The following is a 20,889-nucleotide window of genomic DNA, read 5'->3' as shown; positions in this document are numbered from 1 at the left end:
CGGTGATCACGATTGGGCAGCTCGCGCGGTACGCGGGCGTGACGATCAAGGCGGTGCGGCACTACCACAAGGTGGGGCTGCTGCCGGAACCCGAGCGCGACCACTCCGGCTACCGGCGCTACACCGCCCAGGACGCGGTCGACCTGGTCAAGATCCGCACGCTCGCCGAGGCCGGGGTGCCGCTCGCCCGCGTCCAGGTGTTGCTGGTCGCCGACGCCGACGAGTTCGCGGCGGCGATCAGTGAGATCGACGAGGCGTTGCGCCGCCGCGAGGAGGAGATCCGGCAGGCCCGCGCACGGGTCGTGCGGTTGCAAGCGGGAGACGCGCTGGTCCTGGACCCGGGAGCCGCCGCGATGCTGGATCTGTTGCGGGACCTGGGAGTCAGCGACCGCGGCCTCCGGATGGAACGCGAGGTCTGGGTGCTGATGCAGGCCGTCGCACCGGACGAGGCGGCGGTCTGGCTCGCCGACAAGCTGGAGTCGTTGGCGGACCCCGAGTTCCAGCGGATCTACCTCGGCTACGACGAGGCGTTCGAGTTCGCACCGGACGACCCGCGGCTGCCCGCGCTGGCGAAGCGGGCGGCCGCGTGGCTCGCGGGCAGGCCGGAGATGCCGGTGGCGGACCCGGAGGTCACGGCGCTGGCGATGGCCGCCGCCGGTGCGTCCTCACCGGCGTGGGACGCGCTCAGTAGAGCGTCCGCATGAACGCCGGGCCGCCCTCCTCGTCGTTGCGGCCCTTCTCGACGAACGCGATGTTGTGGTGGAACGAGATCCCGCTGATGGTGCGTTCCAGGTAGGTGCCCTCGCCGCGCGGGTCGCGCACCTCCGCCTGGTTCAGGCCGTCCACAAAGGACTTCAACATGCCCATCGACGTCGTGGCGGGCGCGTCCGGGTGGCCGCCCCAGCTCGGCCAGTACGCGGTCTGCAGGTCCTCCACGACGTAGAGGCCACCGGTCCGGACGTGCGGGAACAGGGCGTGGAACGAGGTCCGCACGTGGTCGTTGAAGTGGCTGCCGTCGTCGATGACCACGTCGAACGGCCCGAGGTCGCGGCCCAGCCGGTCGAGGAACTCCGCGTCGGACTGGTCGCCCTGGATCGCCGTGATCCGCGGCCCGGTGACCGTCTTGGGCACGATGTCCAGGCCGTGGATCAGGCCGCGCCGGAAGTACCGCTGCCACATCCGCAGCGAGCCGCCGCCGCTGTCCGGGGCCTCCCAGCCGCCGATGCCGATCTCCAGCACCTTCACCGGTTCGTCGCGCAGGCGGGCGAAGTGTCGTTCGTAGTGCTGCGTGTACCAGTGCAGGTCGCCCCACTTGTCCGACCCGTACTCGACCGCCAGCTCCCCGAGGTCGCGGCGGCCGGGGCGCAGCGCGGAGAGCAACTGCTGCACGGCGTCCGCGAGGCCCTTGCGGCTGTGGAACCAGCCCGCGATGCCGCGCTCGTCCAGCTCGGGATCGGGCGTGCGGACGGCGAGGCTCGGCCACGGCCGTTCGCCGGTGCCGTAGAGGCCGCGCACGGCGTCGGCCAGGTCGAGCGAGACCGTCACGTCGGAGTCGGTGCGCAGGTGGGAGGTGGTGCGACCGGCGAAGGTGAGGTCGAGCCGGACGTCGTGATCACCGATCTCGGTGACGAGCTCGGCCGCGACGGCCTCGGGGGTGAGCCTGCTGATCGTGTCGTCCAGCAGGTCACGGCCCGCGGTGACGGCCTGGAGCAGCGGAGCGAGAACCGTCCACCGTGCGACCACGAAGTCCCCCTTGTTCGGCTTGAGTCTGACTTGAGCGTGACCGTTTTACGATCGAATGTATGGGGATCCGACGTGTTTCTTGCATGATCTTGGCTCTAGTCCTGGTCGTGTCCGGCACGGGCGCGGCGCAGGCGGGAGAGCGGAAGTTGCTGTACTACAACCACGCCTGGGGAACGTACGACCGGGTCACAGCGGACGCGGTCGAGCACTCGGGCTACCTCCGGGAGTTCGCGGACTTCGAGGTGCGCACCACCACCGGCGCCGACGGCCGGTCCTGGACAGGGCGTTACCTGCGCGGCCAGGTGACCTACATGGAGATCTTCGGGCCCGGTGACGTGCCGGGCAAGGACGGCGAGCCGGGCGGCGCGGGCCTCGCGCTCTCGACGGAGCACGACGGTGACATCGAGAAGCTCCAGGCGAAGCTGACGGCGGCCGGGTCGAACCCGATCGAGTTCACGCAGACCCGCGACTTCGGCGACGGCGTGCCCGTGCCGTGGTTCGACGCGCTGTTCCTGCAGGCGACCTACGACCGGTTCGGCACGTGGGCGATGGAGTACCGCGACGAATACCTCGCGGACCCGCGCGCCAAGGTGGGCCCGCCGAAGTTCCCCGGTGACGTCAGCCGGGAGCGGTACCTGCCGGACAACTACAAGCGCAAGCTGATGCGCGACATCACGTTCCTGAACTTCGCCGTCACCGAGTCCGACCTCCGGGACACCATGCCGTTCCTGCGGGTCGGCGGCTTCTCGGTGCGGACCGACGGCGACTCGGTGGTGGCGACGCGCGGGGGCACGACCCTGCGGTTCGACGAGGTGCCGGCGGCGCGGACCGGGCTGAAGCGCGTCGAGTTCGAGCTCAACCGCCCGGTGGCGCGGCACGTCGAGCGGCTGGGCACGTCGACGCTGGTCGTGGGGCCGGGCAAGCGCGCGGTGTGGACGTTCTGACACTCTGGTCCCAACGGACCAACGATCGGGGTGTCGGGTGCTCGTCGGGCGGGAGCGGGAACGGGAACGGCTGGCCGCGCTGGCACGCTCGGGCGGCTCGCTGCTGATCGCCGGCGAGCCGGGCGTGGGCAAGTCGGCGCTGCTGTCCACGCTCGACGGTCACCTGGTCACCGGCGTGGAGGCCGAGCAGGACCTGCCGTACGCGGGCCTGCACCAGGTCCTGCACCCGTTCCTCGATCTGTCCACTGTGCCCGGTGTGCGGCGCGGGGCTCTCGAAGTCGTGTTCGGACTCGCCGACGGTCCCGCCCCGCCGGTGCACCTGGTCGGGCTCGCGGCCCTCGACGTGCTGTCTGCCTCTCGGTGCGTGGTGCTGGTCGACGACGCGCAGTGGCTGGACCAGGCCAGTCAGGACGTGCTCGGGTTCGTGGCACGGCGGTTGACCGGCTCCGCGCTCGTCGTGGTGGCGCGGGAGCCGGTGTTCGCGGGGGTGCCGACGCTGTTCCTGGAACCGCTCTCACCCGACGACGCCCGTTCTCTGCTGGCCGAGGTCGCGCCTTCGCTGAGTGCCGAACGGCGGTCCGCCGTGCTCGCGCTGGCGGCCGGGAATCCGTTGGCGCTGGGCGAACTCCCGTTCGGCGGTGACTCGCTGGAGGAGTCCTTCGCGGCTCGGTGCGCGGCGCTGCCCGCCGAGTCTCGCTCGTCGCTGCTGTCGCTGGCGTTGGGCGGCCCGTGTGCTGACCTCGCGGCCGCCGTCGAGGCCCGGCTGGTGGCGCGGGACGGGACGTTCCGGCACCCGTTGATCAGGTCGGCGGTCGTGCGCGCCGCCGGTGCCGAGGAGGTGCGGGACACCCACCGGCGTCTCGCTTTCGCTGCGGCGCAACCGGATCGGCGTGCCTGGCACCTGGCCGAGGCCACGTCCGGCGCCGACGAGAACGTGGCCTGCCTGCTGGAGAAGACCGCCGACAGGGCGTTGGCGCGCGGTGGTGCGGTGGCGGCCGTGCAGGCGCTGGAACGTGCTGCCGCGCTGGGTGACCCGGCCGCGGTGGTGCGGCGATCGTTGCGTGCGGCCGAACTCGCCGCCGAGGCGGGGCGCCGGGACGACGTCGACCGCATCCTGGCCGCGGTGCGCGGCCTGGACCTGACCGCTCGTGAGCGCGCTCTCGTGACATGGCTGCCCACGGCGTTCGACGACGGCGTGGGCGTGGCGGGCCCGGCCGAACTGGTGGGCCTCGCCGAGTCCGTGGCGGCCGACGACGTCGAACTGGGCCTGCGGATCTTCTGGAGCGTCGCGATGCGCTGCTTCTGGGTGGAACCGGGCCCGGCCGTCCGCGAGCGCATCGCCGCCATCGCCCGCCGCCTGCCGATCGACCCCGATGACCCCCGCATGCTGGCGATGGCCGCCTACGTGTGCCCGGTGCAGCAGGGCGACGCGGTGGTGGCCGGCCTGCGCACGACGTCCGACGACCCGGCGACGCTCCGCCTGCTGGGCAGTGCCGCGCTCCAGGTGGGCGCGTTCGCCGACTCGGTGCGTCTGTCGCACGCCGCCGGGCTCGGCTTCCGGGCCCAGGGCCAGTACGGACTCCTCGCGCGGGCGTTGGCCGTGGAGGCCTGGAGCCGCACCCGCCTGGGCGACCTCGCCGAACCGCTGGCCCGCGAGGCCGTCGCGCTGGCGGAGGAGACCAGCCAGCCGTACATGCACGGCCTGGCCGTCGCGGTGCTGGCCGAGATCGCCGCACTTCAGGGCTGCTACGAGCAGTGCGCCACGCTGTGCGCCGAGGCCGAACGCATCGGCCTCTCCGCCGGCGCCCGCCCGGTGCTGGCCACGGTCCAGCTGGCCAGAAGCCTCGCCGCGCTGGGGGAGGGCCGCTACGCCGACGCGTACGCCGCGATCCTGCGCGTCCACGACCCGGCGGACCCCGCCTACCAGCTGGCGCTGCGCCGGTACGTCCTGCCGGAGCTGGTCGAGGCGGCCACCCGCAGCGGCCACGCCGACGAGGCCCGCAAGATCGTCGAGGAGCTCGACACCGCCACCACCTCACCGGCGCTGGGGTCGGGCCTGAGGTACGCGCGGGCGCTGCTGGCATCCGACGGCGAGGCGGAAGCGCTGTTCGAGGCCGCCGTCGACACCGAGAGCTCCCCCTGGGACCGCGCCCGCGTGCGGCTGGCGTTCGGGGCGTGGCTGCGCAGGCAACGGCGGGCGAGCGCGGCGCGGCCGCACCTGAAGGCGGCGGCGGAGGCGTTCGAGGCGTTCGGCACGACGGACTGGGCGGAGCGGGCGCGGGAGGAGCTGAGGGCGTCGGGGGAGTCGCGGGGCGTCTCGGGCGAGCTGACCGAGCACGAGCTGACGATCGCGCGGCTGGCGGCGGACGGCCTGACCAACAAGGAGATCGGCGAACGCCTGCACCTCTCGCACCGCACGGTCAGCACGCACCTGCACCGCATCTTCCCGAAGCTCGGCGTCACGGCGCGGGCGGAGTTGCGAGAAGCACTGGCAGGGACGTCGGGCGAGTAATGCCGCGAAGCGGAGTGCCGGGGCGGCTGAGCCGTGACGTACCCCCGCACCGTCACCTGACGCTCGCGACGCCACCCTCCTCGTCCCTACCGTCGCTCCCATGATCAGCAGGCGTCAGTTCTCCCAGGCACTCGCCGTGGCCGGCCTGGCCGCACCCCTCGTCACCGCCGCCACGGCCCACGCCACTCCCACCTGGGGCCCGATCAAGCAGGTCAGGGCAGGCCTGCTCGACATCGCCTACGCGGAGACGGGCCCGGCGGACGGCCCCGTCACGATCCTGCTGCACGGCTGGCCCTACGACATCCACAGCTACGCCGACGTCGCCCCCGCCCTGGCGGCGCGGGGCCACCGGGTGCTCGTTCCGTACCTGCGCGGCTACGGCCCGACCCGGTTCCTCCGCGCGAGCACCTTCCGCAACGGCCAGCAGTCCGCGCTGGCGTCCGACGTCATCGCCTTCATGGACGCCCTGAAGATCCGCAAGGCCACCGTCGCCGGCTTCGACTGGGGCGCGCGGACCGCGTGCATCACCGCCGCCCTGTGGCCCGAGCGGGTCAAGGCACTCGTGTCGGTCAGCGGCTACCTGGTCGTGAACCTCCAGCAGAATCAGGAACCGCTGTCCCCGCAGGCCGAACTGGGCTGGTGGTACCAGTACTACTTCGCGACGGACCGGGGCGTGAAGGGCTACGAGCAGAACTCGTACGAGTTCAACAAGCTCATCTGGAAGCTGGCCTCCCCGCAGTGGAACTTCGACGAGGCCACCTACGCCCAGAGCGCCACGGCCTGGAAGAACCCCGACCACGTCGCGATCGTCATCCACAACTACCGCTGGCGCCTGCAGCTCGCGCAGGGCGAGCACCGCTACGACGCCCTGGAGCGCAAGCTGCAGGCCAAGCCCGTGATCGGCGTGCCGACGATCACGATCGCCAGCGACTTCGACGGCCCCAACAAGGACGGGGCCGCGTACCGCAGGCAGTTCAGCGGCCGTTACGAGCACCGCGTCCTCGACGGCATCGGCCACAACGTGCCGCAGGAGGCCCCCGAGGTGTTCACGAAGGCGGTCCTCGACGTCGCCTAGGGCGTCAGGATCCCGCCTGCCTCGCGACGGATCCGCAACGACGACGCCCGCGCGTCCCGCACGATCCGGCCGACGTCGTGCACCAGCCGCCCGCCGCGCTTGATGATCCGGCCGTCGGAGAACACCGTGTCGACGTTGGCCGCAGTCGTCGCCTGCACCAGCGTGGTCTCGATCAGCCCGCCCGGGGCGAGGTTGATGTCGTTGGTGCGCACCAGGATCACGTCCGCGCGCTTGCCGACCGTGATCGACCCGGTGACGCTGCCGAGCCCCAGCGCGCGGGCGCCGTTCAGGGTCGCCATCTCCAGCACGTCGCGGAATCCCACTTCGGGCAGGTCGGCGGTGGGCGTGCCGGTCCACGGGATGCCGGTGTTCCAGACGAGCCGCATGGTCTCGAACACGTCCGACGGCGCGATCGACGTGGCGTCCGAGGACAACGACACCGGCACCCCGGCCCGGCGGAACCGCAGCAGTGCCGAGCGCGGATCACCCGACGTGCCGAGCCGGAACTCCGAGTGCGGCGACCACGAGAACCCGGTGCCCGTACGGGCGACGATCTCCATGTCGCTGTCCAGCGCCGTCACGTAGTGGCACAACAGGGTCGACGGCCCGAGCCACCCGCGCCGTTCGTAGTCGGCGGCGTCCACGATCCGCGGCGGCGCCTGCCCGGCGTGGATCGCGACCGGCAGCCCGCGCCCGACCGCCGCGTCCATGTCCGCGAAGAACGCCGGTTCGGTGCTCTGCGACAACCCGCGCAGCGCCACCCCGAGGTGCACCAGCCCGAAGGCGCCGTCCGCGAAGTACTGCTGCCGCACGCGATCCACGTCCGTGAACGACATCGGCACGTCCCGGGGCATCTGGTCGACGTGGCCGTAGGAGAACCGAGCCCGCAGGAACCCGTCCCGGTGCGCGCGCAGTTCGGCGTCGGCGTGCGCGGGCGTCCGGGTGTTGTTGGACCAGTTGTGGACGGTCGTCACGCCCGCGTTCGCCAGTTCGGCGAGCCCGAGCAGCACGCTCCGGTACACGTCGACGTCCGTGTACAACGTGGACGTGGCCCGCTTGGCGGCGAAGTAGGGGAATCCGTCGGCCACGAAATTTCGGCCCAGCGCACTCCACATGTGGTGGTGGGTGTTGACGAAGCCGGGCATCACGATCATGTCGGTGGCGTCCACGACCTGTGCGCCGCGCGCGGGGAGGTCGGGCCCGACCGCGACGATCCGGCCGTCGTCGATCAGGACGTCCGCGCGCGGCAGCACCCCGAGCACCGGGTCGACGGTGACGACGGCGCCGCCGTCGCGGACCAGGTACCGGCGCCGGCCCGAGTCCGCGGTGGCCGTGCCGGACACGGCCGACACCGCCAGTGCCGCGCCCAGGGATTTCGTGAGGGTCCTTCGGTTGATCATGCGGCCTCCTAGGCAGGAAGAGCCGTCATGCTCGCCCGGAGGTCAGCGGCCTGTCACGGGCGCGGAAAGCGGTTGCTCTGCCCGGCTCAGCGCGCCCGGCCGAGCGATCAGCGCGCCTGGTCCAGCGGCCGCACCTGCTTCTCCGCGGCGATCAGCTCGTCGATCTGCGGTCGTGCCGCCGCGAGCCTGTTCTCCGCGGTGGCCTGCCGCCGCACCACCTCGTCCACGTTGGACGCCTGCACCAGCAGCCCGGGCGCGACCATCCACCCCTCCGGCAACGCCCGCCCCTTCGTGTGCTCGGCGAGCAACCACCCCGCCACCGCGCCCTTCAGGAAGTGCTCCGCCGACACCGTCGCGAACAGGTGGCCCTCCTTGACCCCCTGCAACGCCTTGGTGTCCAGGCTGAACGCCCCGGCCAGCCACGAGGCGCTCTTCTCGGCGTGCACCCGCGCGAGGTTGATCGCGTCCACGTCCCCGGCCCCGAGCAACGCCACCGCGTCGGGGTTCGCATCCGCCAGCCGCCGCCACGTGGCGAGGTTCGCACCCAGGTCGCGCCCGGTGTCCAACGGCCCGATCACCTGCAGCTTCGGCAACCGCTCCGCCAGCCGTTCGCGCAGCCCCAGCGACCGGGCGTCCAGCGCGGGCATCGCGGGGGAGTTGCTGCCGATCACGATCTTGCCCGCCGAGTCCGCCGGCAACCGTTCGACCGTCGCGTCCGCGAGCACGCGGCCGAGCTCGTAGTTGTCGTTCTCGATCAGCAGGCCCACCCCGCTGCCCGGCGCGATCTGCCCGCCCGCCACCGCGATCACCGGCACGCCCTGCTCGACCACCTGCGCCATCGGCTCGGCCACCAGTTCGGGGGCCACAGCGGACACTCCGATGCCGCCCTTGGCCCGCGTGGCGAGATCGCGCAGCAACGCGGCCTGCTTCAGACCGTCGTGAGTGTCCGGTCCCGTCGTCTCCGTCCGCACGCCGCCGGAGATCGCCGCGCCCGCGCGGAAACCCTCGCTCATCTCCTTCGAGAAGTCGCGGCTGGTGTTCTGCGACACGAACCCGATCGTCGGCGGGTCATCGGACGTCTGCTCACCACCGCACCCGGCCATCACCAAAACCGCAGGCAGGATCAGGAAAGCGGATCGGAACACGGTCAAGCCCCATCAGTCGGCCGCTGGAAGCCGAGGAGGTTATCGCACGGCACATCGAGGTGTCGGCTTGCGTGCGGTCCTTTGGCTGCGTACCAATAGCACCTTCGCAGGGAAGGCGGCACCGATGCTGTCCAACTGGGTCGAGGCCCGCACCACCGTGCAGACGACGGTCGTCAGTCTGACGGTCGGTCTCGCCGCGCTGGCCGGCCTCGCGCTCTGGACGAGCCTGAGCATGCAGCACGCGGCCACGCATCTGCACGAGCTCAACGAGGTCAGCGACCGGTGGGGTGTCGTCGTGCAGAACGTCGACGTCGCCGACCACGCGCTCACCGACTACGTCCGCTCCGGCACGCCGATCATGAGCCAACCCGTCGCGACCGCCGCCGGTGCCGCCGACGAGAGCCTGCGCTGGCTCAAGGAGAACGGCACGCCCGCCGACGTCCGCGCCGCCACGATCGTCAGCGACCTCTACGACGACTACACCGTGCTGCTGCGCGAGACCGTCATCGCCGCGGATTCCGTGACCACGCTGCAGAAGGCCGACCAGGCGGAGCTCACGCTGGCGTCGTTGCGCAAACAGCTCTCCACGGTCGTGCAGCTCAAACGCCTGGAGACGACGGACTACCTGCGTTCGGCAGAACTCCAGAACGGCAACCTGCGCACCGCCGCGCTCATCGCGTTCATCATCGACCTGGGGCTGGTCGCGTTGTGCGGTCTCGTCCTGCTCGGGCATCGCCGCAAGATCCTCCGCCAGGCCGCGAAGAGCGAGCACGAGGCGATGCACGACGCGTTGACCGGCCTCGCCAACCGCACGCTGCTCACCCAGCACACCGCGCAGGCCATCCGCCGCAGCAACCAGACCGGCGACCCGCTCGGCCTGTTCCTGATCGACCTCAACCGCTTCAAGCCGATCAACGACACCCTCGGCCACGCGTTCGGCGACCGGCTCCTCCAACTCGTCGCGACCCGTCTCACCGGTGCAGTCCGCGAGGTCGATACGGTCGCCCGGCTCGGCGGCGACGAGTTCGCCGTGCTGCTGCCGTCGGTCAGCACGTCCGCGAACGCCCTGATCGTCGCCCAACGCGTGCACAAGGCCCTGGACGAGACCGTCGACCTGGACGGGCTTTCGGTCGACGTCGGCTGCAGCATCGGCATCGCGCTCTACCCGACGGACTCGGCCGACGCGCACGAACTGCTCAAACACGCCGACATCGCCATGTACGCGGCCAAGCGCGCCCGTCTCGGCACCGCCGTCTACGAACCGGGCCTCGACGAGCACAGCGCCGCCCAGCTCACCGTGATCAGCGACCTGCGCCGCGCCCTCGACCAGTGCGAACTCGTGCTGCACTACCAGCCGAAGGCCGACCTGCGCAGCGGCACGGTCTGCGGCGCCGAGGTCCTGTGCCGCTGGCAGCACCCGCGCCACGGCCTGCTCGGACCGGACCGGTTCATCCCGGCCGCCGAGGAGACCGGGCTCATCGAGCCGCTCACCCAGTACGTGCTGGACCACGCGCTGGCCCAGTACCGCACCTGGCACCTCGACGGCCGCGACGTGCCGATCTCGGTCAACGTCGGCGCCCAGTGCCTGCACGACCGGACGTTCCCCGACCAGGTCGCCGCCCTGCTGGACCGCCACCGCGTGCCGGCGGACGTGCTGACGCTGGAGATCACCGAAAGCGCGATCATCGCCGACCCGCACCGGGCGAGCGACGTGCTGACGCGGTTGCGCGACCTCGGCGTGCGGCTCTCGATCGACGACTTCGGCACCGGCTACTCGTCCATCGCCTACCTGCGCTCGATGCCGGTGCACGAGATGAAGATCGACCGCTCGTTCACGACGAACATGCGCTCCGACGCGTCCAGCGGCGCGATCACCCGCTCGTTGCTGGGCCTCGCGCACAACCTGGAGCTGGAGGTCGTGGCCGAGGGCGTCGAGGACGAGGAGACGTGGAGCGTCCTCGCCGCCCTGGGCTGCGACATCGTGCAGGGCTACTGCCTGAGCAAACCGCTGCCCGCCGGGGAGTTCGCCGAGTGGTTGCAGGCCCGGCGGCTCACCGAGCTGATCACGACCGCTGACTAGCGAGCCGGTACGCGGCCGCGCCGATCAGCTCCAGCGACACCTGCAACCGTTCCAGGCTCACGTTGTCGCGGATCGTGTCCTCGGGCGTGTGGTAGATCGGTTCGAGGTTCGCCGGACCGGCCTCGCCGCGCCAGCTGAAGTTCGCCGACGCCATGCCCTTCTCGTGGAACGGCACGTGGTCGCTCGACCCGCGCGCCACCGGCCCGTGCACCCTCGGGTCGTAGCCGAGCCGTTGCGCGGCAGCCCTCACCGCCGCTGTGGTGGCGTTGTCGGCGCCGTCGACCGACAGCAACCAGTACGCGGTCGCGGGGGAGTGGCTCGTCGCGACCATGTCGTTCTGGAAAACGCCCTTGATCCGCGCGATCTCCTCGGGCGGCAGCTGCGAGACGTAGTGCCGCGACCCGAGCAGCCCCTGTTCCTCCGAGCCCCACAACGCGAACCGCAACGCCTTGTGCGTCGGCAGGTACCGCAGCACGCGCGCGAGTTCCAGGCAGAGCACCGTGCCGCTGCCGTCGTCGTTGGCGCCCGGCGACCCCGGCACGCTGTCGTAGTGCGCGGAGACCATCACGACCCCGTTGTCACGCCACGGGAACGTCGCCGGGCGGTCCGCGATCACGTTGTAGGAAGTCAGGTTCGGGTGATGGGTGGTCTTGATCGTCAGCTCACCGGTGCCCTGCGTGCGCAGCTTCTCGGTGTGCACCTGGGCGAGCCCGATCACCGGCACGGTGACGTTCCGGTCGAGCGTGGGGGAGAACGCGCTCGACTTGCTCGCGGTGGCGGAGATCCGGCCGAGCACCACGGCCGCCGCGCCGCGTTCGATCGCCGCGTGCGTGGGCGCCGACCCGGCCGGGGCGTTGACGTAGAAGGCGATCTTGCCGGTCAGGTCCGGCAACGCGCCGTCGGTGACCTCGACGAACGGGGCCCTGACGGTGACGCCGAGCGCGCCGAACCGCGACGCCCCTGCCTGCCACGTGCCGTTGACGTCGGCGAGGTACTTGTCCGGGACGGTGAACGGCTGCGTCGTCACCTGGTACCGCAACGACTTCAGCTCGCGCACCAGGTAGTCGCGGGCCTTGAGCTCCGACTCGGTGCCGCCGATCCGCGGCCCGATCCGCTCGCTCAGCACCTTGAGGTGTTCCAGCGCCGAGCGGGCGCGAACCCTTGCCACGACGGGGAAGTCGCCGAGGTTCAGGTCCGGCAGGTGCGAGGCGCCCGGCCGTTGCTCGGTGGCCGCGAGCGCACTCGCGGGATTGGCCACGACGGCGGCCACTCCGGCCGCCGCCGCGAAGAAGTCACGTCTGCGCAAGTCGTCCCCCATCTCCGAAGTTCCCAGGCGAACGTAGGCAGGACGTCACTTCCGCGACAAGCGACTAATGACTGGCTTTCACCATCTGGTCATCGGCGTGCTCCAGCACGAGATCCTCCACTTGGCGGCGTGCGTTCTGGCGGGCTTTCTGCACGCACGCCATCAGTTGCGCGGCGAGGATCTCCGGCTCGAGCTCGCGCACCTCGGGGCTCAGGTCGATGCCGGTCGTGAGGCCGTTCGAGTCCACCGTGACCGTGATGCCGCCGCGGGTCGCCTCGCCGCTGACCGCCGCGAGGAGCGAGACCAGGTCGAGGTAGCGGCGCTGCTCGCGTTCGGCGGCCGCGTCCCGGCGCTCCTCCCACCACGCGATCCGGCGCAGCAGCAACGCCCGCGTGCCCTCGGGATCGGCCACCGGAACAGTCCAGGAACCCGACGCGGTGTGCAGCGCGATGGCGTTCGCGTGCGCGGAGACGCGGAGGACGCGGGCGAACGAAACCCCGGCGTCGACGCGGCCGCCGTGGCGCGTGGTCCAGTCGACGCGGTCGGTGCCGATCAGCACGCGCGTGCCGTGGCCGTCGAGCACGAGCGGGAACGCCGTGGAGCCGAGCTCCAGCACCGGCGCCGAGAGCAGCGAGCGGTGGGCCAGCCGGGCGAGCGCGCTGGCCGAGCCCGCGCCGAGGACTCCGGCCGCGCACAGGGCCTTCACCGCGATCGCCGCGCCGGGGCTGAGCCGGAGAGCGATGCCCGACCCCGGCAGCACCCCGAGCACCAGCTGCGCGCCGGTCATCAGGGTGGTCGCCGGCAGCCACGAGTGCGGGTCGCTCAACCCGTTGCGGCGCAACCAGGTCAGCAACGCCCACGCGCAGGCCGCCGCGGCGACGGCCGGAATCGCCGACCACCACGGCATGATCCGCTGGCCCGCCGAGGTCATCCCGGCGAGCACGACGCAGACGATGCCGATGGCGACGGGCAGGACACCGACGGAGAGCAGGAGCAACGTCCTGGCGCGGCGCCACCGCGCGGCGAGCGCGTGGACGACCTGCGGATCGTTGATCAGAGGGATGGCGTGGGGGATGAGTGTCATGAGGGCACCCCTCGTCAGCTCTCCGTCGTCACCTGGTTATGACGTACGGGCCGACCAGACTTCCCGGCTCACCTGACCGTTAATATGCCGTAAATGTCCAGATCAGGCAAGCCTTGTCCACTGTGGACCTACTGGGAAGCCGCCGCTTTCGCCCTCCTGCCAAGGAGAACGTCGACGAGCAAAAAGGCCAGCAGGCTGATCCCGAGCAGCGGCGCGAACCACCCGGCGAGCAGCGCGCCCGCCCCGAGCCCGATCAACGCGCCCTTCGGGGCCTTGCGCCACTGACCGCGCGGGGTCGGCCGCCCGAAGCCGCTGGTGGGCCTGCGCTTCCACCACATGCGGTAACCGAGTACGACCAAAGCGACCAGTCCGCCGCCGATCAGCAACAGCAGCACCTGGTTGGGCCAGCCGAACAGCACGCCCATGTGCGCGTCGATGCCCCAGCGGGTCAGCTTCGCGCCGAGCGGGAAGTCGGCGAACCGGAGCTCGCTGATGACGTTGCCGCCCTGGACCGCGACGGCGTCGCCCTGCGACGGCAGGCCCTTCTCGATCTCGGCGACCTTCCACGCGCCGCCGGCCTCGACGGGCAGGCTGATCTCGATGCCGTTCGCGTCGAGGCCGGCGCCCTTCGCGGCACCGAACACCTCGTCGATCTCGCCGTGCCCGCCGGCGGAGGGAGTGGGGGTGATCGCCTCGTGGTCGCCGTGGCCCTCGGCGGAGCCGGTCATCTTCAACGTCGGCGTGCTCCAGCCGACGGCCGTGCGCAGGAGCGCGACGTTCTCGCCCGCGTAGGCCGACCAGGTGAGACCGGTGGCGGACAGGAACAACGCGCCCGCGAGCACCCACACGCCGATCAGGCCGTGCGTCTTGATGCGCTTGCTGTTGCGGGCACGGGAGATCCACAGCACCAGGCCGCCGAGCGCGACCACCCACAACCAGGAGGCGGCGAGCTCGCTGTAGAGGCGGCCGGGTTCGCCGAGCATCAGGTTGCGGTGCAACTGGTCCAGCGTCGTGCGCAGCGGTAACACGCCGCTCGACCCGTAGACCACGAGGTCGCCGGTGACGCGTCCGGTGCCGGGGTCGACGAAGACCGCGCGGCGTTCGGACTCGCCCAGCCCCTTTTCGGAGAACAGGACCCGCGTCGTGGCACCGGGTTCCGGGGCGGGACGGACCGCGACGAGCTCGCCCTGCGGTGAGGTGGCGAGAGCGGCGTCGACCTGCGTGGACAGCGGAAGTTGTTGTGCGGTGGCGGGAACGCGCAGCTGGTCGGAGTAGACCCACGACTCCAGCTGCGGGGTCAGGGCGTACAGGACGCCGGTCAGTGCGGCGATGAGGATGAACGGGCCGACGAGCACACCTGCGTAGAAGTGCAGGCGCATCAGGAGTCCCCGCCACGCGAACGATGTGCGTGACGGAGCGGCTGTGGTGGTCATGGCGCTCCAAATGGGCGTGAACAGGGGCAGGACCGCTCGTCGTGAGCGGACCTGTGAAGGGACCTTCAGACCTGTTCAGCCGGAGGACCGCGCCACAGCGGCACGGCCAGGACGACCGCGGCGGGCGCGATCGACGGCGTGGAGACGCCCAGGGGAGCGCTGGCGGGCAGCGCGGTGAGCCTGCGGGGGAGCGCGGCCGCGATCGCGCGGGCGAGCGCGAGCACCGTGCGTTCGGCGGTGGCGAGCACCGCGACCGTCACGGCGGTGGCCAGCACGTGGGAGGCGAGCATGCGGGCCGGCTCGGCCTCGTGCACGTGCCGGAACGCGGCGAGCGACACCAGGACGTGCATCGCGAGCTGGCCGCCGCCGATCAGCAGGAGCAGCCGTTGCCAGGTCAGCTCGTGCTTCGCGAACCCCGTCGTGGCCCACGTCAGCAGCGCTACCAGCGAGAACACGAGTCCGGCGTCGGGCAGCTGCCCGTCCGCGCTGGAGTGCGCGAGGACCGCGAGCGAGCCGTTGACCACGCCGACGGCAGCACAGCGCGCACGGCGCAGTGGAGCGGTCGGCAGGGTCATGACCAGGAGCTTAGCCGGGAAATTGGTCGAAACCAGCCCTACGGATGGCGCACGAGATTGGTTCAATGCGGCGGTGATTTCTTACACCACCGATGTCAGCGGCCTGACCGAGGCCGATCTCGCCGGGTTCTTCGTGGGCTGGCCGGTCGCGCCCTCGCCCGCCCAGCACCTCGCGGTGTTGCGCGGGAGCTACCGGGTGGTGATCGCCCGGTCCGGGGCCGAGGTCGCCGGGTTCGTGCACCTGATCAGCGACGGCGTGCTCACCGGGTTCGTGCCGTGGCTGGAGGTGCGGCCCGCGTTCCAGGGGCGGGGGATCGGCACCGAGCTGATGCGGCGGATCGTGGCCGAGGCCGCCCACCTGTACTCCGTGGACCTCACCTGCGACGAGGAGCTGCGGCCGTACTACGAGCGGCTCGGCATGACCGCGCTCACCGGGATGGGGCTGCGCAACCGGTCCGCGCTCTAGGCCCTGTCCTGCAAGTTCGTCAGGCCCTCGGCTGCCACTATCGCCCGCCGGACTTGCAGGACAGGGCCTAGATCCCTTCGAGGTCCAGCGTCTGCTGGTGCGGGCCGCCGGTGAACGAGCTGGTGAGCAGCCCGGCGCTGCGGCATCGCCCGCACGTCACCGGTGAGGTCGTCGCCTTGAACCGGGTGAAGTCCCAGCTGCCCGTGCCGACGTGGCAGCCGGGGCCCGGCACCTCCAGGCCCAGCCAGCCCTGCAACCGCACCGCGTGCACGACGTCCGAGCCGTCGAGGTAGCCGTTGAGCCGCCCCGCGAACCGGTTGCGCGCTTCCTGCGCGGGCTCGCTCAACGCCTCCTGCAAGACCGAGATGCCGTTCATGAACACGATTCAACCTCACGTGGGCGCGTCGAGGCGGGCACCACGCCGCTCCAGCACGGTGAGGCTCCTGGCACACCACTTCACGTTGTCCCGCTCGAAGGACAGACCCCTGTCGAGCGTCAGGTACGGGCCGACCCGATCTGCGGTGGCCAGGAACTCGTCCTCGGTCTGACCGTTGAGCAGCTTGGCCTTCAGGCGTTCGTAGCGCTCGATCTTCGCCTCGGCCCACTGCCTGCGTTCCCGGATCGAGGCCTTGACCGCTTCGAGGTCGCCGGAGTCCGCGGCCAGCACGGCGACCAGCAGCTCGTCCCGGATCGCGGTGGGTTTGTGCTGCTGCGCGGTGAACGCGGTGAGGTGGGCGACGCCTTTGTCGGTGAGCGTGAACAACCGCTTGGTCGGGCGGCGTTCCTGCTCGACGGTCCTGGCCGTGATCAGCCCGTCGGTCTCCATCCGGTCGAGCTCCCGGTAGAGCTGCTGCGGCGTGCAGATCCAGAAGTTGGCCACGGCGGCGTCGAACGTCTTGGCGAGGTCGTAGCCGGACGCCTCCCCGTCGAGCAGGGCGGCCATCACGGCGTTGCGCAGCGACATACCGGCAGGTTACGGTGCGTTGAGATAGTCAACAAGTTGAGTATGTGAGGTGGGCTGTGAACGCGTTCCGCAAGGCCGTCGAGGCACGCGACACCGAGGCGATGGCCGCGTGCCTCGCCGACGAAGTGGTGTTCACCAGCCCCGTCGCGTTCGCGCCGTACCCCGGCAAGGCCCTGACCGCCGCGATCCTGCGCGGCGTGATGCGGGTGTTCGAGAACTTCCGCTACGAGCGCGAGATCATCGACGGCCAGAACCACGCGCTGGTGTTCCGGACCGAGGTCGGCGGCAAGGAGATCCAGGGCTGCGACTTCCTGCACCTCAACGACGACGGGCTGATCGACGAGTTCACCGTGATGGTGCGGCCGCTGTCCGGCGCCCAGGCCCTGTCCGCGGCGATGGCCGCCCAGTTCGAGCAGATCAAGGCTGAGGCCATCGCGGCTTCCTAGACCTTTTCGTACACGCTGACGTGCCGCTTGCTGTCGGCCACGAACGGTTCCGCGTTCCAGCCCGCGTGCCGATCGCGGAGTTTCAGGCCCGCGATCCTGGCCATGAGGTCGAACTCGCTCGGGTACGAGAGCCGTTGCCTGATCGCGCCGAAGCGGATGCCGTCCGCGCCGATGTGCACGTGGTTCTCGTCGAGGATCTGGGTGACGGGGTCGTAGCGGTTGACGTCGAGGTCCACGTGGTCGACCTCGACGCGTTCGACGTCGACGAACTGGTGGCGCTGCCGCGCGGCCCAGCTCGGCACGCCGCACTCGATCACGAACACGCCGTCGTCGGTGAGGTGCCGCGCGGCGTTCTCGAAGCAGCGGACCTGGTCGTCCTGGGTGAGCAGGTTCGTGATGGTGTTGAAGACCAGGTACACCAGCGGATACGTGCGCCCGGTGCCCTCCGTGGACATGTCGCCGAGCACGACCTCGACGGTGTCGCCGCCGGGTTTCTCGCGCATCCGCGCCACCATGTCGGGGGAGAGCTCCACGCCGTCCACGTGGACGCCGGACTCCTTGAGCGGCAAGGCGATGCGGCCGGTGCCGATCGCGAACTCCAGTGCGCTGTCGCCTAGTGCGTTGAGGAACCGGACCGTGTCGGCCTCGTCGCCTCTGAGCTCGTCGTCGTAGGTCTTCGCTGTTTCAGGGCCGAAACTCGGGTTGAATCCCTTCACCTGGTTCACGCTAGGACCCGGCGCCACCGATTATTCCGTGCAGCAACTCGAGATCGTGCAGATCCCGTTCGCGCGGCTCGTAACCCTGGTGGAAGTGCAGCTGCTGCCGGGCGGACAGGCAGCGGACGGTCCTGCCGAGGATCGTGCCGGTGACGAAGCAGTCGGCGGGGTAGCGGAACGGCTCGCCCGGCGTCAGCGACGACTGCTCGGCGCTGCCGTCGTCCGCGAACCGGAGCGGGTGCAGGTCGATCTCGCGCGGTCCCGGTCCGGTCAGCACGAACCTGACGGGACGCCAGGAGAGCGTTTCCACGAAGCCTCTTTCCTGCAGCACTTCGAGGAGCTGCGGTTCCTGCTCCTCGCGGTGCATGAGATCCAGATCGTCGTGCGTCCTGGTCTGCCTGCCCACCAGCGCGTCCACGCCCCAGCCGCCGCCGACGTGCACGTCGAAGCCGTCGAGCGCGTTCAGGATCTCCAGCACGTCGTCCCCGGTCATGGTGGCCAGCGTGCTTGTGGGGCTCGCCCGGCGCCACCGAGTTTCAGCACGGTCGGGCCGAAGTTGTTGCCCTCCTGTGCGAAACCCTGATGTCAGGCCGTTCAGCGCATCTCGTTTGGCGGCGGTCTTCTGAACGACTCGGGCACCATCGCGGTGGCAATGACATCCACATCGGGGGTCCGGTGAAGAGAACTCTTGTTGTACTCACAGCTGTCGCGGCTGCCCTGGGGATCACTCCCGCGGCGAACGCGACCTACTCCACCTCGCTGGTCGTCATGGGCGACTCCTACGCCTCCGGCACCGGCGCGGGCTCCTATCAGGACGGCACCGCCGGCACCTGCTGGCGCAGCACCAACTCCTACGGCGAACAGGTGGCCGCCCGCCTGCGCACCCAGGGACGTCTGGGCAGCTTCACCAACGTCAGCTGCAGCGGCGTCGAAACCCAGGAGCTGGCCACCACGTTCAAGGGCCAGCCGTCCCAGTACGAAGCCCTGAAGCGCAAAACAGACGTGGTGCTCCTCACCATCGGCACCAACAACCTGAAGTACGCCCAGTTCGGCGGCCTGTGCATCCAGTCGGACTGCACCGGCGCACCCACCGAGGCGATGCTGGCGAAGCTCCCCCAGATGGGCAGCGACGTCACCGGCGTCCTCACCGAGATCAAGAAGCGCAGCCCGCACGCCCGCATCGTCCTCGTGGGCTACGGCCGTCAGGTGTCCACAAAGGCCAATCCGGCCGGAGCCACCCTCGACCCGGTCTGCGGCGACGGCATCCTCACCACCGAGGAGCGCGCCCAGGGCAACAAGGTCGCGGACGGCATCGACACGACGTTGCGTGCCGCGGCGAGCAAAGCGCGCTACAAGGGCGTCAACGTCTCGTACGTGAGCCCGTTCTCGGCCCCCGGCACGTTCAACGGCCACGCCCTGTGCGAGTCGGGCACCCCGTTCCTGCGCGGCTTCGACGCGCTGGCGCCGGGCCAGGAGGGCCAGGAGGCCGTGTTCCACCCGAACCAGCAGGGCCAGACGGCCCTCGCCTCGCTCGTCCGGGTCTGAGTTCAGTGCCGGCGGAACGCCCTGCGGGGGCACGAGACAGGGCGTTCCGTCCGCCGGAACCGATCATTTGGCCGGTGGACAGCGCCTGACCGGGCGAGGATCGTGCAGAACGTGGAAGCGGTCGTCGAGGTGACGGACTTGGACGCGGCGCACGCGGTGCTGACCACGGCGTACGCGAACCTGCGGTTCAGCAGCGGTGACCGGGGCTCGTCGCTGCGCTTCGCCTCCGGCACGCTCGGCCCCGTCCGGTTCGACCGGCTCAGCGGTGTCATCGGGTTCGAGGCGACCGGCGAGCCGATGGGCGACTACATCTTCGGGCACCTGACGTCCGGCCGGATCCGCTACAGCTCGGACGGAGAGGACCGGTTCGTCTCGCCGGGCGAGGCCTTCCTGACCGTGCCGCCGGGCAAGCCGTTCACCGCGGGCACCCAGGACCCGCAGGCGTCGATGATCGTGTTCACGCAGGCCGTGATGGACGAGGTGGCTGACGGCGTGCGCCTTGCCGGGTGCCGCCCTCTCTCGTTGCGTGCTGGCGCCGCGTGGAAGTCGTTGTGCGTCCATCTGCACGATGAGGTCCTACCTGCGTTCGGCGACAACCCGTTGATCGTGGCGAACGCGACGCGTCTGCTCGTGTCGACGACACTGGCGACGTTCCCCCACAGTGCGTTCGTCGACATCGCCGAAAGACGCGACGCGCATCCACGGACCTTAAGGCGCGCCATCGCGTTCATCGAGGCCAACGCCGCGAAGGACATCACGGCTGGAGACATCGCACGGTCCGCACGCGTTTCCATCCGTGCGTTGCAACTCGCGTTTCGCCGCCACCTCGAAACCACCCCGATGGCGTATCTACGGCGCGTGCGTCTGTCATGTGCCGACGCCGACCTACGTGCAGTCAACGGCACCGTCACGGCCATCGCCGCACGCTGGGGTTACGCACGTCCGAGCGTGTTCGCCGCCCACTACCGCCAGGCCTACGGACGCTCGCCATCCCAGACGCTGCGCGCACACTGACTTCGTTTTCGTGGCTGACCACTTCGTTTTCGCTGCTATCGTTCGGGCCGGTCCGTGCGCTGAAGTGGGTCGATGACCGCCCGTGAGACCAGCCCGTTCGCCGTGCGGACGCAACGCTCCGGCGCCCGCTTCGTCGCCACCTGCCGCGGCGAGATGGACATGACGACCTGCGACCTCCTCTTCGCCGCCGTGCTGCCCGGCGTCACCGACACCGCGACCGACCGCGTGACGGTCGACCTGGCCGACGTGACGTTCCTGTCCGCGAGCGGCCTGCGCACCCTCCTGCTCCTGCTCTGCGCCGCCCACCACAACGGCAAGTCGTTCGACCTGCACCACACCCAGCCGCAGGTGCGCCGGGTGCTGGACCTGTTCGGCTTCACCACCTTCAAGGCAGGCCTTGTGTGGCAGGCAACCATGTCGCCGAAGGGCCACCACAACTAG

The 20,889-nt window shown here is 70.6% G+C and carries 21 protein-coding genes; 10 read left to right on the top strand and 11 right to left on the bottom strand.

Annotation, left to right across the window (positions count from 1 at the left end):
• The first annotated feature begins 2 nt into the window (after nt 1-2).
• The gene (locus ACFWNN_RS42370) at nt 3-704 is read left to right on the top strand and encodes a MerR family transcriptional regulator (protein WP_382445638.1); all 702 of its coding nucleotides are present in this window, start codon (nt 3-5) and stop codon (nt 702-704) included.
• On the opposite strand, the gene ACFWNN_RS42365 is transcribed toward ACFWNN_RS42370, so the two are convergent.
• A complete protein-coding gene (locus tag ACFWNN_RS42365) occupies nt 685-1,743 on the bottom strand; it encodes a hypothetical protein (RefSeq protein ID WP_382445637.1) in 1,059 nt (352 codons plus the stop codon). The genes ACFWNN_RS42370 and ACFWNN_RS42365 overlap by 20 nt on opposite strands.
• An 83-nt stretch (nt 1,744-1,826) precedes the next feature.
• Between ACFWNN_RS42365 and ACFWNN_RS42360 the strand changes: the two genes are divergently transcribed.
• The 3 genes from ACFWNN_RS42360 (at nt 1,827) to ACFWNN_RS42350 (ending at nt 6,274) form a co-directional block, all read left to right on the top strand.
• Complete coding sequence (locus tag ACFWNN_RS42360; RefSeq protein ID WP_382445636.1) at nt 1,827-2,687, top strand: DUF5829 family protein; 861 nt, start codon at nt 1,827-1,829, stop codon at nt 2,685-2,687.
• A 37-nt stretch (nt 2,688-2,724) separates the two neighbouring features.
• The gene (locus ACFWNN_RS42355; protein ID WP_382445635.1) at nt 2,725-5,199 is read left to right on the top strand and encodes a LuxR C-terminal-related transcriptional regulator; all 2,475 of its coding nucleotides are present in this window, start codon (nt 2,725-2,727) and stop codon (nt 5,197-5,199) included.
• A 100-nt stretch (nt 5,200-5,299) separates the two neighbouring features.
• Nucleotides 5,300-6,274, top strand: coding sequence for an alpha/beta fold hydrolase (locus tag ACFWNN_RS42350; RefSeq protein WP_382445634.1), 975 nt, complete (start codon nt 5,300-5,302; stop codon nt 6,272-6,274).
• Here the strand turns inward: ACFWNN_RS42350 and ACFWNN_RS42345 are convergent.
• Entirely contained in the window at nt 6,271-7,674 is a 1,404-nt protein-coding gene (locus ACFWNN_RS42345; protein WP_382445633.1) for an amidohydrolase family protein, read from the bottom strand. The genes ACFWNN_RS42350 and ACFWNN_RS42345 overlap by 4 nt on opposite strands.
• Nucleotides 7,675-7,781: 107 nt before the next feature.
• Complete coding sequence (locus tag ACFWNN_RS42340; RefSeq protein ID WP_382445632.1) at nt 7,782-8,819, bottom strand: sugar ABC transporter substrate-binding protein; 1,038 nt, start codon at nt 8,817-8,819, stop codon at nt 7,782-7,784.
• A gap of 124 nt (nt 8,820-8,943) precedes the next feature.
• Here ACFWNN_RS42340 and ACFWNN_RS42335 point away from each other — a divergent pair, with 124 nt between their 5' ends.
• Entirely contained in the window at nt 8,944-10,899 is a 1,956-nt protein-coding gene (locus ACFWNN_RS42335; protein ID WP_382445631.1) for a putative bifunctional diguanylate cyclase/phosphodiesterase, read from the top strand.
• On the opposite strand, the gene ACFWNN_RS42330 is transcribed toward ACFWNN_RS42335, so the two are convergent.
• The 4 genes from ACFWNN_RS42330 to ACFWNN_RS42315 form a co-directional block, all read right to left on the bottom strand.
• Nucleotides 10,883-12,217, bottom strand: a complete 1,335-nt coding sequence (locus ACFWNN_RS42330; protein ID WP_382445630.1) for a M28 family peptidase — start codon at nt 12,215-12,217, stop codon at nt 10,883-10,885. The two genes, ACFWNN_RS42335 and ACFWNN_RS42330, sit on opposite strands and share 17 nt — an antisense overlap.
• A 52-nt stretch (nt 12,218-12,269) precedes the next feature.
• Nucleotides 12,270-13,289 carry a YbaB/EbfC family nucleoid-associated protein gene (locus ACFWNN_RS42325; RefSeq protein WP_382445629.1) on the bottom strand — a complete coding sequence of 340 codons (1,020 nt, stop codon included), beginning with the start codon at nt 13,287-13,289 and terminating at the stop codon, nt 12,270-12,272.
• 128 nt (nt 13,290-13,417) lie between these two features.
• Nucleotides 13,418-14,668 carry a PepSY-associated TM helix domain-containing protein gene (locus ACFWNN_RS42320; protein ID WP_382445628.1) on the bottom strand — a complete coding sequence of 417 codons (1,251 nt, stop codon included), beginning with the start codon at nt 14,666-14,668 and terminating at the stop codon, nt 13,418-13,420.
• A 119-nt stretch (nt 14,669-14,787) separates the two neighbouring features.
• A complete protein-coding gene (locus ACFWNN_RS42315; protein WP_382445627.1) occupies nt 14,788-15,297 on the bottom strand; it encodes a hypothetical protein in 510 nt (169 codons plus the stop codon).
• Between the two features lie 73 nt (nt 15,298-15,370).
• On the opposite strand from ACFWNN_RS42315, the gene ACFWNN_RS42310 reads away from it, so the two are divergent.
• Nucleotides 15,371-15,763: a GNAT family N-acetyltransferase gene (locus tag ACFWNN_RS42310; protein ID WP_382445626.1), complete on the top strand. Its 393-nt coding sequence runs from the start codon at nt 15,371-15,373 to the stop codon at nt 15,761-15,763.
• A 67-nt stretch (nt 15,764-15,830) separates the two neighbouring features.
• On the opposite strand, the gene ACFWNN_RS42305 is transcribed toward ACFWNN_RS42310, so the two are convergent.
• Together ACFWNN_RS42305 and ACFWNN_RS42300 are read right to left on the bottom strand one after the other, a co-directional pair.
• Complete coding sequence (locus ACFWNN_RS42305; RefSeq protein ID WP_382445625.1) at nt 15,831-16,139, bottom strand: hypothetical protein; 309 nt, start codon at nt 16,137-16,139, stop codon at nt 15,831-15,833.
• Between the two features lie 15 nt (nt 16,140-16,154).
• Entirely contained in the window at nt 16,155-16,727 is a 573-nt protein-coding gene (locus tag ACFWNN_RS42300) for a PadR family transcriptional regulator (protein WP_382445624.1), read from the bottom strand.
• A gap of 56 nt (nt 16,728-16,783) precedes the next feature.
• Between ACFWNN_RS42300 and ACFWNN_RS42295 the strand changes: the two genes are divergently transcribed.
• Nucleotides 16,784-17,173 (top strand): nuclear transport factor 2 family protein, encoded by a 390-nt coding sequence (locus ACFWNN_RS42295; RefSeq protein ID WP_382445623.1) that lies wholly within the window; start codon nt 16,784-16,786, stop codon nt 17,171-17,173.
• On the opposite strand, the gene ACFWNN_RS42290 is transcribed toward ACFWNN_RS42295, so the two are convergent.
• Together ACFWNN_RS42290 and ACFWNN_RS42285 are read right to left on the bottom strand one after the other, a co-directional pair.
• Nucleotides 17,170-17,889, bottom strand: a complete 720-nt coding sequence (locus ACFWNN_RS42290) for a class I SAM-dependent DNA methyltransferase (RefSeq protein ID WP_382445622.1) — start codon at nt 17,887-17,889, stop codon at nt 17,170-17,172. The two genes, ACFWNN_RS42295 and ACFWNN_RS42290, sit on opposite strands and share 4 nt — an antisense overlap.
• A 10-nt stretch (nt 17,890-17,899) precedes the next feature.
• The gene (locus ACFWNN_RS42285) at nt 17,900-18,382 is read right to left on the bottom strand and encodes a nucleotidyltransferase domain-containing protein (RefSeq protein ID WP_382445621.1); all 483 of its coding nucleotides are present in this window, start codon (nt 18,380-18,382) and stop codon (nt 17,900-17,902) included.
• Nucleotides 18,383-18,564: 182 nt separating this feature from the next.
• Here ACFWNN_RS42285 and ACFWNN_RS42280 point away from each other — a divergent pair, with 182 nt between their 5' ends.
• The 3 genes from ACFWNN_RS42280 (at nt 18,565) to ACFWNN_RS42270 (ending at nt 20,889) form a co-directional block, all read left to right on the top strand.
• Nucleotides 18,565-19,434, top strand: a complete 870-nt coding sequence (locus ACFWNN_RS42280; RefSeq protein ID WP_382445620.1) for an SGNH/GDSL hydrolase family protein — start codon at nt 18,565-18,567, stop codon at nt 19,432-19,434.
• 102 nt (nt 19,435-19,536) lie between these two features.
• On the top strand, nt 19,537-20,448 hold the full coding sequence (locus ACFWNN_RS42275) for an AraC family transcriptional regulator (protein WP_382445619.1): 912 nt from the start codon (nt 19,537-19,539) through the stop codon (nt 20,446-20,448).
• A gap of 72 nt (nt 20,449-20,520) precedes the next feature.
• Nucleotides 20,521-20,889, top strand: a complete 369-nt coding sequence (locus ACFWNN_RS42270; protein ID WP_382445618.1) for an STAS domain-containing protein — start codon at nt 20,521-20,523, stop codon at nt 20,887-20,889.

Origin of the sequence: Lentzea sp. NPDC058450, assembly GCF_042721395.1 — a bacterium.
GTDB lineage: Bacteria > Actinomycetota > Actinomycetes > Mycobacteriales > Pseudonocardiaceae > Lentzea.
This window is presented reverse-complemented; position numbering and strand designations above follow the sequence as displayed.

Coding starts and splice junctions, on each gene's coding strand:
- ACFWNN_RS42315 (WP_382445627.1), bottom strand. CDS start 15,297: ATGACCCTGCCGACCGCTCCACTGCGCCGTGCGCGCTGTGCTGCCGTC.
- ACFWNN_RS42345 (WP_382445633.1), bottom strand. CDS start 7,674: ATGATCAACCGAAGGACCCTCACGAAATCCCTGGGCGCGGCACTGGCG.
- ACFWNN_RS42270 (WP_382445618.1), top strand. CDS start 20,521: ATGACCGCCCGTGAGACCAGCCCGTTCGCCGTGCGGACGCAACGCTCC.
- ACFWNN_RS42320 (WP_382445628.1), bottom strand. CDS start 14,668: ATGCGCCTGCACTTCTACGCAGGTGTGCTCGTCGGCCCGTTCATCCTC.
- ACFWNN_RS42330 (WP_382445630.1), bottom strand. CDS start 12,217: ATGGGGGACGACTTGCGCAGACGTGACTTCTTCGCGGCGGCGGCCGGA.
- ACFWNN_RS42360 (WP_382445636.1), top strand. CDS start 1,827: ATGATCTTGGCTCTAGTCCTGGTCGTGTCCGGCACGGGCGCGGCGCAG.
- ACFWNN_RS42325 (WP_382445629.1), bottom strand. CDS start 13,289: ATGACACTCATCCCCCACGCCATCCCTCTGATCAACGATCCGCAGGTC.
- ACFWNN_RS42285 (WP_382445621.1), bottom strand. CDS start 18,382: ATGACCGGGGACGACGTGCTGGAGATCCTGAACGCGCTCGACGGCTTC.
- ACFWNN_RS42300 (WP_382445624.1), bottom strand. CDS start 16,727: ATGTCGCTGCGCAACGCCGTGATGGCCGCCCTGCTCGACGGGGAGGCG.
- ACFWNN_RS42335 (WP_382445631.1), top strand. CDS start 8,944: ATGCTGTCCAACTGGGTCGAGGCCCGCACCACCGTGCAGACGACGGTC.
- ACFWNN_RS42305 (WP_382445625.1), bottom strand. CDS start 16,139: ATGAACGGCATCTCGGTCTTGCAGGAGGCGTTGAGCGAGCCCGCGCAG.
- ACFWNN_RS42350 (WP_382445634.1), top strand. CDS start 5,300: ATGATCAGCAGGCGTCAGTTCTCCCAGGCACTCGCCGTGGCCGGCCTG.